Genomic DNA, 14,685 nt, shown 5'->3' with positions numbered 1-14,685 from the left:
GGACACACAAAACAGCCTATAAACCGGTGTTTCGTTTGCTGTGTCAGCAGCAGAGAGGCCGAAATATACGGCAGCCCTGCGATCACGTCAACACCTTGTGGCAAACAAAATCGTACTAAGACGCTAAGTTGTTGAATTTTAAAGCATCAAATTTCAACATTAATTCTGATGCCTTCGCTATTCAGAAGGGGATGAAGTATTGATTGCGAATGATAAAGCGCGAAAAAAGCTTATTTAGCCGTTTTTGCGCCTAAATTAGCTAACATTTTCGCAGTGAGACGTGGAAAGTAGGCTTGCAGCATACCAAAAGGAGATCACTTACTATTTGGCATAGACTAAAGAAATAAAAGACTAAGGACATCCACATAAACCTTATTGCTAAGTACAATCTCGTCCAGTATTCATATTACTCACAAAACCATTGGAGTCACCATGCCCCTGCTAGATAGCTTTACTGTTGACCACACCATCATGAAAGCACCAGCCGTCCGCGTAGCAAAAAAAATGACGACCCCTCACGGCGATGCAATTACCGTTTTCGATCTACGTTTTTGCATTCCAAATCAAGAGATATTATCTGAACGAGGCATCCACACTCTTGAACACTTATTTGCGGGGTTTATGCGTGAACACCTCAACGGTGATGGCGTAGAAATTATTGATATTTCCCCAATGGGCTGCCGCACCGGATTTTACATGAGTTTAATTGGCACTCCGAACGAGTCGCGAGTGGTAGATGCTTGGCAAGCGGCCATGAAAGATGTACTTAAGGTCGCTCAACAATCTGAAATTCCTGAGCTTAATCTTTATCAGTGCGGCACCTATGAGATGCATTCATTAGACGAGGCAAAAAAAATCGCTAAAAACATTCTTGAGCGTGGCGTGGGTGTCAACCTCAATGACGAAATCAAACTGTCGACTGAGTGGTTAGAGCAGAATACCTAAAAATATTCAAATTAATAGCTCAGCCGCATTTGAATCAATGAGTTTATGGGTTCAAATTAGTTTTTCTTTATTGAAGGTTTCTAAGTTTAAATCACAATACAAGGGCAAGAGCCTGTCATCCCTTAGACTCTTGCCGCTTTCAAACCTATGCACTGAAAACTCTTTACGTAAGACACGCTCCACTACCACTTCCATTGTAAACCTAGCTCAGCCTTACCTAACTGCTGACCTCGAGCCCAACTGCCACCGAGCAAACCATAGTAACGGCCCCAGTTAGTCTGCTTGCTATACCCGAATTGCATTTGCCAAGTCGTACTTGGCCCTGCTGCAGGTAAATACAGATTCGGAGTGGTTAAATTGAGTGCGCTGTCATTGCCAAATTGATGCGTAACGCCTGAGCGAAGCCAAATATTTTCTTCTGTATTTATTCTCCGCTCAACTCGAACACTTGCCCCACCATACCAATGTGAAGTTTGTTCAAAGCGCCCCTTAATACTTTCATCTTGCAAATCCCAATTAAAATTTGCATATCCAACATTAAGCTGAGGGGAGAGAGTCCAACTATCAAACACTTCAAACACCTTCCCGACACCAAGATTTGTTGCCCAAATAGGGGCTGTCAGGGTATTGCTATAGGCGTCTTCTGTTTTAACCTTTGCACGCTCATACCCTAGCAATGCAATCGCACGCCCATACCAGCCATCTTTTTCTAATTGGCCATACAAGCCAGTTTGAAAACTATTTACATCCAAATCAGCGCTAGCACGCGAATGAATAAGCCCGCCCTCTCCAGAAGTATTTAGTTGATTATGACTCCACGTAAAAAAAGCACCGCCTCGCCATAACTTACTATCATCGAGCTGACCATCTCGATCAATACCTATTGTTAAAGAGCTCCCCCAACCATCAAACGAAAAACCATAATCTGCACTTTGCCTTAAATGAGTGGCATCGATTTTCATCCAAAGATCATGGGCTACACTCGGGATAATATCTAAACGTTGTTCAATCGCGCTCAAATTACTGCGCAAAATAATATCGGATATTGCCGGCAAAATGCCATATGCAGGTATTTCTGGCAGTACGCGATGGGGTTTTAATGTTGAAGATACATCTGGAGATACAGGCGCAGTCGGGGTCGGTGGAGCCGGTGGAGCCGGTGGAGCCGGTGGAGCCGGTGGAGCCGGTGGAGCTGGTGGAGCTGGTGGTCCAGCATTAACATCAGGCGCCACAGGAGGAGCAAATGGGGTCTGCAAAAACCAATTCGTACGTCCATTCTCATTTTTTTGCACAATTTCCCATACATACGGGCTCCCTTTCAATCTAACGTCATATGGATTACGTGCACCAACAGGATTGGCTGCAATAAAAGTATCACTCCGTGTCAGAGTACTAATCGGTGATTGAGCAAAATGAATTTGCTCTCCGAGCCGGCCCGAAGATCCATCATTATTAAATTGAACTCGTGTTGTTCCAGATAAATTACCTTCCACTTGCAGCATCGATGACCTTTCAAAGTTTGCTGAAACATGATCTACCAAAAGACCATTCGTGCTGTGATATTGCCCGAAGACACTTAAAGTAGAAAATTGACCTCCGCCCCCCAAAGCAATCGTCCCTGCATTATTCAGCCCTGCAGTGAGTTGCGCACTCACTGGCACATTCAAAGAACCTAAATTAGTTAACGTTGCATTACTCGCTAAACTCAAATTACCAGCCATGACCAAGGTTGCACCGCGCTGAACGCTAATTGCACCCCAATTTTGCAAATCAAGCACATTAGGTAATGAACGACCATCTATGGTCGTTGCGGCAGAAATAACTGCGCCATTTAAAAGTGACAAGTGATTTAAACCGGTGCTGTCACGCAAGTTGTTAATGCCGGAAAGGTCCGTTCGGAGTAAATCTATCTGATTGTCGCTACCCGCAATAGTTAGCGTCCCGTCGACCTTACCGCCTTGCAAAATCAATTGATTATTGGAGCCCGAGACTATTGTTGTGCCAGCCAAAGTGCCCGCCGCTAACCAAGCTTGTCCACCGCTACCCGAAATATTTAGCTCACTAACTGTGCCACCATTATTGAGCATCCGCCCACCATTCAAATGGACCCCTGTTGCGATACCGCCTAGCGATACAGTCTGCCTTCCGCCCGAATTGATGCTCGTATTTTCAGCAGCCCCGCCAGACAAAATAAATTGGCTTGCAGAGAGTAGCTGTGTATCAATCACTCGCCCTCCCGATGCGATCTGCTGCGTGCCTGCATTGAATGTATTGCCACTGGCAATGCCGCCAGCCTCAATAAACTGACGCCCACCATCAATCACCGTGTTATTAGCACGCCCGAGCACGACTTGATCGGCTGCGCCCAAAATAGTCGAACTAGCAACACCACCCAATTCTATTCTTTGATTGCCTGCAGCCACTGTGGTTGCTGAAGCCAGCCCCCCCGACAAAACCTGCTGGGAACCGCCATTCAGCAAAGAATCGTTTGCAATACCACCCGCACTCACAAATTGCCGACCACCTTCAGCAATCATATTGCGCGTAGCAATACCTTCAATCGTTTGATCACTACCACTGCCAACCGTAGTATCAAATGCTTGCCCTCCTGCGCCAACATCTTGATTGCTATCATTTAGGATCGTGTGCCGTACCACACCACCAGACAAAATACTTTGATTGCTATTACCATTTAATGTACTGGATACCGCAGAGCCGCCGGCGACCAATTGATCTGCCTCAGCATTTAAAGTCGTAAAACTGGCCACACCAGCGACAATATCTTGAGAGCCACCTGAAATGACCGTATTACTCACCGAGCCTTGCACATTCTGCGCGCCATTTTTTTCAATTAATGTATTCGTCGCCGAACCACCAACATAAACACTCTGCGTGCCAGAAACCACCTGCGTTCCAGAGGCAAGGCCGCCGCTATAGACGTATTGACCACTCCCAGATAAAACGGTGGCATTGGTGGCCACTCCACCGGCGAAGATAATCTGGCTACCAGAAATCACCGTCGTTGCTGTCGCCAAACCACCAGATACAACACCTTGTTGCCCATTATTCACCATTGTCCGTACTGCTTGCCCACCACTTTGCACTACCTGAATACCGCCACCGACAATACTCGTATCTGTTGCCAGTCCTGCGTTATATTGATAGCCCGTATTAATTAAAGCAGAGGTCGCCAGCCCCCCCGCAGAGATATACTGCCACCCACTAATTTGACTCTGATCTGCCCTTCCACCAGAATTTACATACTGGTTTCCCACTACATTATTTGCTTGTAACAGGCCGCCAGAATAAACAATTTGTTTGCCATCGATATGTGACGACCTCACTACCCCACCCGACATCACCTCTTGTGTCGCAGGCGTCATTACCAAGCTATTACTCACCACACCACCATCAACAACTACCTGAGTGCCAGAATTGACAGTTTCCCCAGAAATAACACTGTTCACCGGCGTGGTATAGGCCAGCACTAGTGATGAAGGCATCAATAGCAGCAGTATTAATCGAGAGATAAAAATCGATTTAGAAAAACAACGAAGGCCATACCGCAAATTTTGAGTGCGAAATTTCATAGATCACCTCTTTCACTTAGACGACTAAAGCTCGCTGTGGAATACGATTTAATACATCAACCACTTGCAGCGGCGTAATTAACCGCGTGCATTCAAATTGCCGGGGGGTATCTTTATGCCGAGGGCACCAAAAAAAATCAGCATGATCAAAACTATACCGAGGATCATTCCAGCAACTATTACAGGTGTGATGATTGAAAATACGGTATGGGGTATAAAATTCATTAATAGGATGAGTAAAACCGCTAATCAAAGCGACTGGCGTTCCTACCGACCAAGCTAACCAAGCAAGCCCACTCGACAAGCCAACAAAGAACTCAGCATTGCGAATTAATTCCGCCCGCTCCAGCAAAGGCAAATCCCCAGTAAAATCTTCTGCGCCATGAGGCAAGGTGGTCCAAGTTAAACCACTGCCATGGCATGATTTTTGGTCAATGCACAACACGCGTAAACCTTGCCCCTTCAGGTATTTCACAACCTCAATCCAACCCGTCGGATGATTCCAATATTTGCATTGCGTAGAGCTTTGCACGGCAATACAAACGTAAGGCTCAAGCACTTGCCGAGGACGCTCCAACGATGTAATTTTTGCTGGCTCTTCGCTAGGATCAACCCCCAATAGATGTCCAGCAGTACGGTGTAAACCAACCAGACGAAAGTCACCAGGCTGATAATGGTGTTCCTCATCACCAAAAAACAACCCTAAGTAATAAGTCGCATAAAATTCAGACGTATTAATCTCTTCTGGAGTAACAAAACGAATTATTGGATTTGCTTGAGCAAAAAGAGGAATTAAATTTGCAGCCATTGAACAGGTAAGGTGACATCGATGCTCGGCAGCAAAACGTGCCGCATAGGGAAACCAAGCCAACACGTCACCTAAAGTGCCAACAGGAAATTGAATCAAAACAGGCTGGTCTTGCAAACTGAGTCGATGATCCAATATTTTTTGATCTTTGTTCCACACCTCTATATGAAACGGAACAAAGTACTTTTTGCTACTCATGACCATGCCTGCGCCAATTTGCGTTTCAAACAAAATATTATGCGTTTGCAAATCAGATAACCGCACTCGCCACTCACCATCGGGCAACTGAACACGCGCACCATCGTTAAAATCAAACAAAATTTGATGTTCAGACAACTGTGTCGGTGGGTTGACTGCAGGAATAAAACAAGCCAAAAGTGGTGAAGGTAAAGGAAGGTTCATCTGGATAGCTAAAATTTAAAAATAGTTTTTAAGCATAGACCAGTAAAGAATAGTTACTGCGAAAAATTAAACATGACGGTCGAGCGGCCGAACCCTTAGCGACAAGCTGGCTATTCAAGTGGAACGTTTTAGGTGGAACGTTTTGACGTGAAGAGTGAGAAAGCAAAAAGCCCAGTCCGAAGACTGGGCCAAGTGCTTGATTCTACTGGTGGGCCTTCACGGACTTGAACCGTGGACCAAAGGATTATGAGTCCTCTGCTCTAACCAACTGAGCTAAAGGCCCGAAAGGATTGCTATTCTACTGTTCGCTGGCGTTATTTTCAATAAAACTCTTCAATCTTTCTGAACGAGTTGGATGGCGCAGCTTACGTAGAGCCTTGGCTTCAATTTGACGAATCCGCTCACGCGTTACATCAAACTGTTTACCAACTTCTTCAAGCGTATGGTCAGTACTCATGTCGATACCGAAACGCATGCGTAACACCTTGGCTTCACGTGGCGTTAAAGTATCAAGCACTTCTTTGGTTGCTTCACGTAGACCGGCATAAACAGCAGCATCAGCAGGCGCCATATTATTAGCGTCTTCAATAAAATCACCGAGGTGCGAATCATCATCATCACCAATCGGCGTTTCCATTGAAATCGGCTCTTTGGCGATTTTAAGGATTTTGCGAATTTTGTCTTCCGGCATTTCCATGCGTTCAGCCAATTCTTCAGGCGTTGCTTCGTTACCTGTTTCTTGCAAAATCTGGCGCTGAATACGGTTCATTTTATTGATCGTTTCGATCATGTGTACCGGAATACGAATCGTACGTGCTTGGTCAGCAATCGAGCGAGTAATCGCCTGACGAATCCACCAGGTAGCATACGTCGAGAACTTGTAACCACGGCGATATTCGAATTTATCCACTGCTTTCATCAAGCCGATATTGCCTTCCTGAATCAAATCGAGGAATTGCAAACCACGGTTGGTGTATTTTTTGGCGATAGAAATCACCAAACGCAAGTTGGCTTCGATCATTTCGCGTTTAGCGCGTTTGGCCTTGGCTTCACCAGTCGACATGTGACGACTGATTTCTTTCAACTCACGAATACTCAAACGTGCAGATTCTTGCAGCTCGTTGAGTTTTTGCTGTTGCTCCATGATCGCGTGTTTATAACGGAACATGATGCCGGAGTAATTTTTTTCTGCAGCGATTTCTTCAGGCACCCATGTCAAGTCAGTTTCGCGACCAGGGAAATTCTTAATGAAGTAATCACGGGGCATGCCCACGCGGCGCGTACACAAATCCATGATTTGGCGTTCGTGCGTGCGAATATCATCGACCATTCCACGCAATACATCGCACAGCGATTCAACCTGACGCGCAGAAAAACGAATCTTCTGAAACTCAATCGCAATGGATTGCTGCAGCAAGATATAGGTTGGCGATGCGGTGCCGTGATCAATCAATGCCTCAAGCATTCGACCGTAAAGGTCGTTAATCACTTCAAAATGTTCACGTGCCTGAGTTTTGAGTAGCTCTAGATTGGCGCTAGCTGCTGCGGCACCACCATCATCTTCAGCTTCTTCCTCATCATCAGCTTCACTCTCTTCGAGCACCGCATCAGGATCAGGTAAATCGAGCGTCGCCTCTTCTTCTTCAACCGCGTTTGGATCGATAAAGCCATCGATGACATCATCAATGCGAATTTCATCATTCAAACCACGTTCGACCAAATCAATAATTTGAGCGATCGTCGTTGGACATGCCGAAATGGCGGTGATCATGTGCTTTAAGCCGTCTTCGATGCGTTTGGCGATTTCAATTTCGCCTTCACGCGTCAAAAGCTCAACGGTTCCCATTTCGCGCATATACATACGGACAGGATCAGTTGTGCGGCCAAAATCAGCGTCTACCGATGATAACGCAGCCTCAGCTTCTTCGGCGGCGTCTTCGTCTGCCACACGGGCAGGCGCATCGGACATCAACAGATCTTCAGCATCAGGAGCTTCGTCGTAGACTTGGATCCCCATATTGGAGATCATGCTGATAATGCCTTCGATTTGCTCGGCATCCAACATGTCTTCTGGGAGGTGATCGTTAATCTCGGCGTACGTGAGGTAACCACGCTCTTTACCGAGGACGATTAGCGTCTTAAATTTGGCTTTGCGTTCTTCAGGGTCGAGTTTTTCCTCGGCCTGTTTGCCGCCGTTTAATTCAAGATTATCTTTATTTAGTTTTTGATCTGCTGCCATGACTCTGCTTGGGTGTCTAGCAAAACCGAGAATTATACCAGACATCGAAGGGTTTTGTCCCCGACATCGGAAGTGAAGAGCCCATTTGACCCCTTCACTTAGCTAGCGACGCAACAAAAGCGTCAAGTATTCTTGCGATTCTTCATCAGTCAAACCGCGACTGGCCGAGAGTGCATCGAGCTCTTCTTTCCGACTCAGTGTAGACCCTAGCGAAAACTTTTGCGTCGCGGCCAGCAATGAGTTAGAAATTTCGATGAGCAATTCGTCTTGGTCAAACTTATCAAACAAATGATGTGATTCATTCACTATCGGAATTAATCGCTCATACCCCGGTAGATCCAGACAACGTTCGACCAATTCAGTACCTAGAAGTTCGATATCTAATCTAGCGCGCATCAATACGCAACGCACTAAACCACTAAACCCCTCATTAGGCCAAGCCAATTCACACTCATCCTGCCCTTGTAGAATCGACGGACGGAATAAAACCAACTGCAAAACGCGCAACAATGGATCATGCTTGCCTGCTGGCTTTAAACGTGGTCGATCTTCTTCTGCTCGCCAAAATTTGCCGCGTGCTCCCCGCTTAAAACTTCCGCCAGAACGAGGCTGCCAAGGCCGCTTTACTTGACCTTGACCCTGCCACGCATCATAGACTGGCGCAGAATCAAACGCTGCATCTGCGGAAATCTCCGGAAAAATCGGCACATCTGTCGGCGGAACAACCGTCAACGATGCAAATTCGGCACTGGATAATTGGCACATTTCTGCCAACCGTTTACCAAGCATTAACTTTAATATGGGGGCTTGTATCAATTGATCAAGATGGGGACGTGCAATATGTACTAAACGCGCCCTACCTTCTTCCATTGTTAGATCAACCTGTGCCGACAATTCTTTTAATAAGTACTGCGACAAAGGCAACGCCGCTTCATCAATCAACGACTCAAATGCGGCACGACCAAATTCCTGCACGTAAGAATCCGGATCATGCTCGGCAGGCAAAAACAAAAATTTCAGCTCTTTGCCGTCTTTCACTTCAGGCAGGCTGTTTTCTAGCGCTCGCCATGCGGCTTTGATACCGGCTTTATCGCCATCAAAGCCAAACACCACTTCATCGGCCAATTTAAGCAATTTACGAATATGCTCAGGCGTACAGGCCGTACCTAGCGATGCAACAGCGTACTCAATGCCATGCTGATGCAGCATCACCACATCCATATAGCCCTCAGCAACCAAGGCTCGGTTGCGATCACGAATGGCGGTACGTGCCTGCGGCAAACCATACAGCTCTCGGCCCTTACTAAATACCGGCGTCTCAGGTGAGTTCAAATATTTAGGCTCGCCCTGCCCCATCACCCGGCCACCAAAACCGATGATCTGACTACGTTGATTCATAATTGGAAACATTACGCGCTCACGAAAACGATCGTAGCGACGCTTTGATTCTTCTTTATCAATCACCAAGCCCGCCTCAGCCAAAGTGACATTCCAGTCATAGTCGGGGTATACCGCTTTAAGCGGCTGCCAATCATCGCCGCCAGGCGCATACCCCAAGCCAAACTTCGCCGCTGTTTTACCCTCAACACCACGTCGTTTGAAATACTCAATCGCCGCAGGTGCAGTTTTGAGTTGCGCCCGATAAAAATCAAACGCAACTTTCAGTACATCGTAAATGCCGGGAACTTTTTTTTGTTCTGCCGATTGTGGCCGATCTTCAACCGGCACTTGCATGCCGACCGATTCTGCCAATTGCCGAACGGCCTCAGGAAAACTTAAAGCCTGCAACTCCATGATGAAAGTCAATGCCGATCCATGCACCCCACAACCAAAGCAGTGATAAAACTGCTTGGTTTGGCTAACCGTAAAAGAAGGTGATTTTTCTTTATGAAACGGGCAGCAGGCCATGTAATTTTGGCCGGCTTTTTTTAGCGGCACATAGCGCTCGACCACGTCGACAATATCAACGCGGTTCAATAAATCCTGAATAAAATCATCGGGAATAAGCGCCATTTAAACTCAGCACACCTTCAAAAAAATAGACCCGCAAACTCCTAGCAATTACGCCATCCGCGCTTTAACGAGTTTACTCACTTCAGCCATATCGGCACGACCGGCGAGTTGGGGCTTGATTTCGGCCATGATTTTGCCCATCGCAGCAGCGGTCGCACCATGGGTTGCAATCGCGGCGTCAACAATAGCGCCAATTTCTTCAGCGCTGAGTTGTTGCGGCATATATTCAATCAAGACCGCCACTTCAAATTTTTCTTTATCTGCCAAATCTTGACGTGCGGCGGCTTCAAATTGCGTGATGCTGTCTTTACGCTGCTTGAGCATTTTGTCGATGATGGCGGTAATCGCGGCATCATCCAGCTCAATCCGTTCATCCACTTCACGCTGCTTGATCGCAGCAAGCAATAAACGGATAGCACCAAGACGATCAGCTTGCTTTTCTTTCATTGCTGTTTTCATATCAGCAGTAATTCGGGCTTTTAAAGTCATCACACGTCCTTAATTTGATGCAGTCATAACAAAACGTTGTACGTCTTCACGCCGCGCGACCAACACGCTTTGCGATTCTTTAGCTTCAATTTGGACCGAAATCGTCAAAATCAACTCACACCGCTTAGTAATGACAACGCTAAGTGCAGAAAAAACAAAAGGCCGCCTAGGCGACCTTAAGTACAAACAACAACTAGCTTAACTCTTAGTAGAGTTTTGCTGGCAATTGTTGGCTACGCAGACGCTTGTGTTGACGCTTTACAGCGGCAGCAAGCTTGCGTTTACGTTCAGCAGTTGGCTTCTCGTAGAATTCGCGTGCACGAAGTTCGGTGAGGAGGCCAGTCTTTTCAACAGAACGCTTGAAGCGGCGCATCGCTACTTCGAACGGTTCGTTTTCTTTAACGCGTACGGAAGGCATTAGTCGAATCCTAGTAAACTTTTAAACTCTAGCCTCGTTAAAGACCAAAGATCGGGAAAGGGTGCGATTATCCGGTATAAATTCTGAATTGTCAAAAGGAATAGAGATCAGCCCCTTTCGTGTTGCATCTTTGCCCGTTAATATAAGCAGATTGATCATCTAATAATGAGTGCGCCATGCTGGTATTAGGCATTGAATCTTCTTGCGACGAAACTGGCGTTGCGCTGTATGACACCGAAGCAGGCCTGTTGGCCCACCAACTGCATACCCAAATCGCCATGCATAGCGAGTATGGCGGTGTTGTGCCTGAATTGGCGTCCCGCGACCATATTCGCCGCGTACTACCTTTAACTGAAAGTTGTTTAGCGCAAGCGGGCAAACAGCTTGCTGACATTGATGCCATTGCCTACACCGCAGGACCCGGTCTTGCTGGCGCTTTACTGGTTGGCGCATCCGTTGCCAATGCACTGGCGTTTGCACTAGGCAAGCCAACGATTGCAGTCCATCACTTAGAAGGGCATTTATTATCGCCTTGCTTGGCCGACCCTGCGCCAGAGTTTCCTTTTATTGCTTTATTAGTATCCGGTGGCCACACGCAATTGATGGCTGTCCACGGGGTTGGGCGCTATGAACTACTCGGCGAAACCGTCGATGATGCAGCGGGTGAAGCATTTGATAAATCAGCAAAGCTGATTGGCTTAGGTTATCCCGGCGGCCCAGCGCTATCTAAACTGGCCGATACCGGCGACGCAACGCGCTTTACTTTGCCACGGCCCATGCTGCATACGCCGAACTTAGATATGAGTTTTTCTGGCTTAAAAACCGCAGTGCTTAATTTAGTCACCCAACAATCGCCGCTGGACGACATAACTCGGGCCGATATTTGCGCGGCATTCCAAGAAGCCATTGTTGAAGTGCTGGTTAAAAAGTCACTCAAAGCACTCAAACAAACCGGCATGAAGCGTTTGGTCATCGCCGGCGGCGTGGGTGCCAATCGACAATTGCGTGCTGCATTCGATGATGCCGCCAAAAAACGCGGCTTTACGGTGTTTTATCCGCCACTTGAATTGTGCACCGACAATGGCGCGATGATTGCTTATGCTGGCGCACAGCGACTCAAGGAGCGACAAGTTGCCGGCTCTTTTGCTGTCAAACCACGCTGGGACTTAGCCAGCCTTGCGAGTGCCGACTAGCATCTATTAACGCTTGGTTTGTTCGCTGCGCCGACCAAGCAACTGTCGATAATCGAGGGTATTGTCCTATAAGCAATATGTCAAAAAGCTTAGATTGACATACCCATAAAAAAACCCGCTATTGCGGGTTTTTTATTTTTGCATGCTCGATTAAGGCAATTACGCGACGGCAAAAGATTGTTCAAGCTGATTGGGCCACGCCAGATTAAGCGTTTGCCCAGAACGAATCGGCCCCACCCCTTCTGGGGTGCCGGTATAAATCAGATCGCCGGGCTGCAAAGTAAACTTACTGGAAATCCACGCAATCAAGGTGGCAACGTCAAATGCCATTAAGCGCGTGTCGGCCGACTGGCGTAGCTCACCGTCAATCGTCAGCGTAAATTGCTGCTGCGTCGGATCAATCCCGTCCGCAGCGACAAAGTCAGTCAACACCGCAGCACCATCAAAGCCTTTGGCCAAAGTCCATGGCTGGCCATTTTTTTTCGCCAGCGCCTGCACATCGCGCGCGGTCAAATCCAAGCCCAAACCGTAGCCCGCAATATGCGTGAGCGCATCGGCCTTCGCAATCTGCGCGCCGCCTTGGCCAATTAACACCACCAACTCTAATTCGTGATGCACCTCATTGGACCATGACGGCAACACCAACGCCGCCCCCGGTTGCACCACCGCTGAATTGGGTTTAATAAATACCATCGGCTCTTCAGTGATCGCCGAGCCCATTTCTTTAGCATGAGCAACAAAATTGCGCGCCACACAATATATATTGTTCACTCGCCAGGCCGTTGCACCCAATTGAATCTCAGCCATTGCTTAGCCCACCCATTGAGAAATACTAAATAACAAAATCACCGCCAACCATAAAATCGCCGCGCGCCACACCAGCGCCACCGCACTGGCTAAATAATCGGGATTAGCCGATTCGCCAACGCCTAATTCGGGGCGATATTTCACCGTATGATCTTGGTGCAACGCTTCGCCCAAACGAACCCCCAAAGCGCCAGCGGCGGACGCCAACAAAATCCCATAATCTTGATCCATCCATTGCTGCGCCTGTGAGCGCCAGCAATAAACTGCATCTTCAAAATTACCCACTACAGCAAATGAAATCGCCGCCAAACGAATCGGAATAAAATCCAAAATATCCATCACGCCATCGGCAAAGCGGCCAAACACATCTCCGTGCCCACCCCATTTTTGCTGCAATAAACACGCCGCACGGTAAGCCACAGCACCAGCAGGGCCGGCAATCCACGCCAAAGCAACAAACCAAAAAATCGTCCCAAACACATAGCGATAAGAATCAATCACCCCTTGCTCAATCGTCAAACGGGCTACTTCATCTTCATTGAGCTCTGAGGTCGATTGCCCTGTCCAATCTCCCAGCATGCTGCGCGCAGTATTCAGATCATCGGCCTGCAATGCTTTGGAAATTTTGGTGAAGGCATGGCTAAACTGGCGAAAGCCCATCGTAAAATATAAAATCAACACATTCCAAGCAATCGCCAAGAACACGTTATACCGCAACAAAAACCAATACCCACCCGCAGTAATCGCCACCAGCGGCACCACAGCAAGCAGCCAGGCATATACCCCATTGCGATATTCACCCGCATTGAGATTACGCCCCATGCCATTGGCGGTGCGAATAAAACCCAAATACAGTGGATTACGGCTACTAATCGGCCGAAGTTGCTCTAACAGCAACGCTAAAATCAAAGACAAAATACTCATAAACTTAATCCTAAATTGCGCCCAAGCTAAAAAAATTAGCCCATAGCCGTACATACTTTATGTTTCAAAGATAACATAGAGCCCTTGCGAGCAGAAACAATATAGACAGCTCTTGAAAAAGCACGCCACAGTGCCATATCGTCAATACCACCCTCAACCGGAGAAACACATGGAACATCAACTTCCTGCACTGCCTTACGCACAAGACGCTTTAGCGCCATTTATGTCAGCTGAAACTTTGTCTTATCACTACGGCAAACATCACCAAACTTATATTACCAACCTGAACAACCTCATCAAAGGCACCGACAACGAAAACAAGTCGCTAGAAGAGATTGTAAAAACGGCCCCTGCAGGTGGCTTATATAATAACGCCGCACAAACTTGGAACCATACTTTCTTTTGGTTTGGCTTTGCACCGAACCCAGCTGGTGAAGATCGCGCACCTGCTGGCGCATTGGCTGATGCCATTGCCGCTAAATGGGGCTCACTGGATGAATTCAAAAAAGCCTTCAATGCATCAGCAGCCGGCAACTTTGGTTCAGGCTGGACTTGGCTAGTTAAAAAAGCCGACGGTTCACTCGATATCTTGAATACTGGCGCAGCAGGCACCCCACTCACTACTGGCGAAACAGCACTGTTGACCTGTGACGTTTGGGAACACGCTTACTACATCGATTACCGCAACAGCCGTCCTAACTACCTCGAAGGTTTCTGGAAACTGGTTGACTGGAATGTGGTTGCAGCACGTTTAGCTGCATAAAAATAAACAACAGCTGAGCGATATGTCAGCTTTTGTATACAGATTTTAAAAAAGACGATCACTCGATCGTCTTTTTTTTTCGCTCGCGGTTTAC

At 47.3% G+C, this 14,685-nt stretch carries 11 protein-coding genes and 1 tRNA gene; 3 read left to right on the top strand and 9 right to left on the bottom strand.

Annotation, left to right across the window (positions count from 1 at the left end; all coding sequences use genetic code 11):
* Positions 1-432: 432 nt before the first annotated feature.
* Complete coding sequence (luxS, locus tag LG219_RS09105) at positions 433-945, top strand: S-ribosylhomocysteine lyase (RefSeq protein WP_226764179.1); 513 nt, start codon at positions 433-435, stop codon at positions 943-945.
* 182 nt (positions 946-1,127) lie between these two features.
* Here luxS and LG219_RS09100 read toward each other — a convergent pair whose 3' ends face one another.
* The 7 genes from LG219_RS09100 to rpsU form a co-directional block, all read right to left on the bottom strand.
* Positions 1,128-4,535, bottom strand: coding sequence for a hypothetical protein (locus LG219_RS09100; RefSeq protein ID WP_226764178.1), 3,408 nt, complete (start codon positions 4,533-4,535; stop codon positions 1,128-1,130).
* Between the two features lie 16 nt (positions 4,536-4,551).
* Positions 4,552-5,745 (bottom strand): autotransporter strand-loop-strand O-heptosyltransferase, encoded by a 1,194-nt coding sequence (locus LG219_RS09095; protein ID WP_226764177.1) that lies wholly within the window; start codon positions 5,743-5,745, stop codon positions 4,552-4,554.
* Between the two features lie 206 nt (positions 5,746-5,951).
* Positions 5,952-6,028 (bottom strand) — tRNA-Ile (locus LG219_RS09090).
* A gap of 15 nt (positions 6,029-6,043) precedes the next feature.
* On the bottom strand, positions 6,044-7,984 hold the full coding sequence (rpoD, locus tag LG219_RS09085; RefSeq protein WP_226764176.1) for an RNA polymerase sigma factor RpoD: 1,941 nt from the start codon (positions 7,982-7,984) through the stop codon (positions 6,044-6,046).
* Positions 7,985-8,086: 102 nt separating this feature from the next.
* Positions 8,087-9,997 (bottom strand): DNA primase, encoded by a 1,911-nt coding sequence (dnaG, locus tag LG219_RS09080; protein WP_226764175.1) that lies wholly within the window; start codon positions 9,995-9,997, stop codon positions 8,087-8,089.
* Positions 9,998-10,045: 48 nt separating this feature from the next.
* On the bottom strand, positions 10,046-10,486 hold the full coding sequence (locus LG219_RS09075; protein WP_226764174.1) for a GatB/YqeY domain-containing protein: 441 nt from the start codon (positions 10,484-10,486) through the stop codon (positions 10,046-10,048).
* 205 nt (positions 10,487-10,691) lie between these two features.
* On the bottom strand, positions 10,692-10,904 hold the full coding sequence (gene rpsU, locus LG219_RS09070; RefSeq protein WP_157670867.1) for a 30S ribosomal protein S21: 213 nt from the start codon (positions 10,902-10,904) through the stop codon (positions 10,692-10,694).
* Between the two features lie 176 nt (positions 10,905-11,080).
* On the opposite strand from rpsU, the gene tsaD reads away from it, so the two are divergent.
* Positions 11,081-12,097 (top strand): tRNA (adenosine(37)-N6)-threonylcarbamoyltransferase complex transferase subunit TsaD, encoded by a 1,017-nt coding sequence (gene tsaD / locus LG219_RS09065; RefSeq protein ID WP_226764173.1) that lies wholly within the window; start codon positions 11,081-11,083, stop codon positions 12,095-12,097.
* Positions 12,098-12,256: 159 nt separating this feature from the next.
* Here tsaD and LG219_RS09060 read toward each other — a convergent pair whose 3' ends face one another.
* The gene (locus LG219_RS09060; protein WP_226764172.1) at positions 12,257-12,904 is read right to left on the bottom strand and encodes a fumarylacetoacetate hydrolase family protein; all 648 of its coding nucleotides are present in this window, start codon (positions 12,902-12,904) and stop codon (positions 12,257-12,259) included.
* Between the two features lie 3 nt (positions 12,905-12,907).
* Entirely contained in the window at positions 12,908-13,828 is a 921-nt protein-coding gene (locus tag LG219_RS09055) for a CobD/CbiB family protein (RefSeq protein WP_226764171.1), read from the bottom strand.
* A 169-nt stretch (positions 13,829-13,997) separates the two neighbouring features.
* On the opposite strand from LG219_RS09055, the gene LG219_RS09050 reads away from it, so the two are divergent.
* Positions 13,998-14,591 carry a superoxide dismutase gene (locus LG219_RS09050; RefSeq protein WP_226764170.1) on the top strand — a complete coding sequence of 198 codons (594 nt, stop codon included), beginning with the start codon at positions 13,998-14,000 and terminating at the stop codon, positions 14,589-14,591.
* The last annotated feature ends 94 nt before the right edge of the window (positions 14,592-14,685 follow it).

The organism is Deefgea salmonis (assembly GCF_020531905.1).
GTDB lineage: Bacteria > Pseudomonadota > Gammaproteobacteria > Burkholderiales > Chitinibacteraceae > Deefgea > Deefgea salmonis.
Note: the sequence above shows the minus strand (reverse complement) of the source record. Positions and strands in the feature narration are given on the sequence as shown.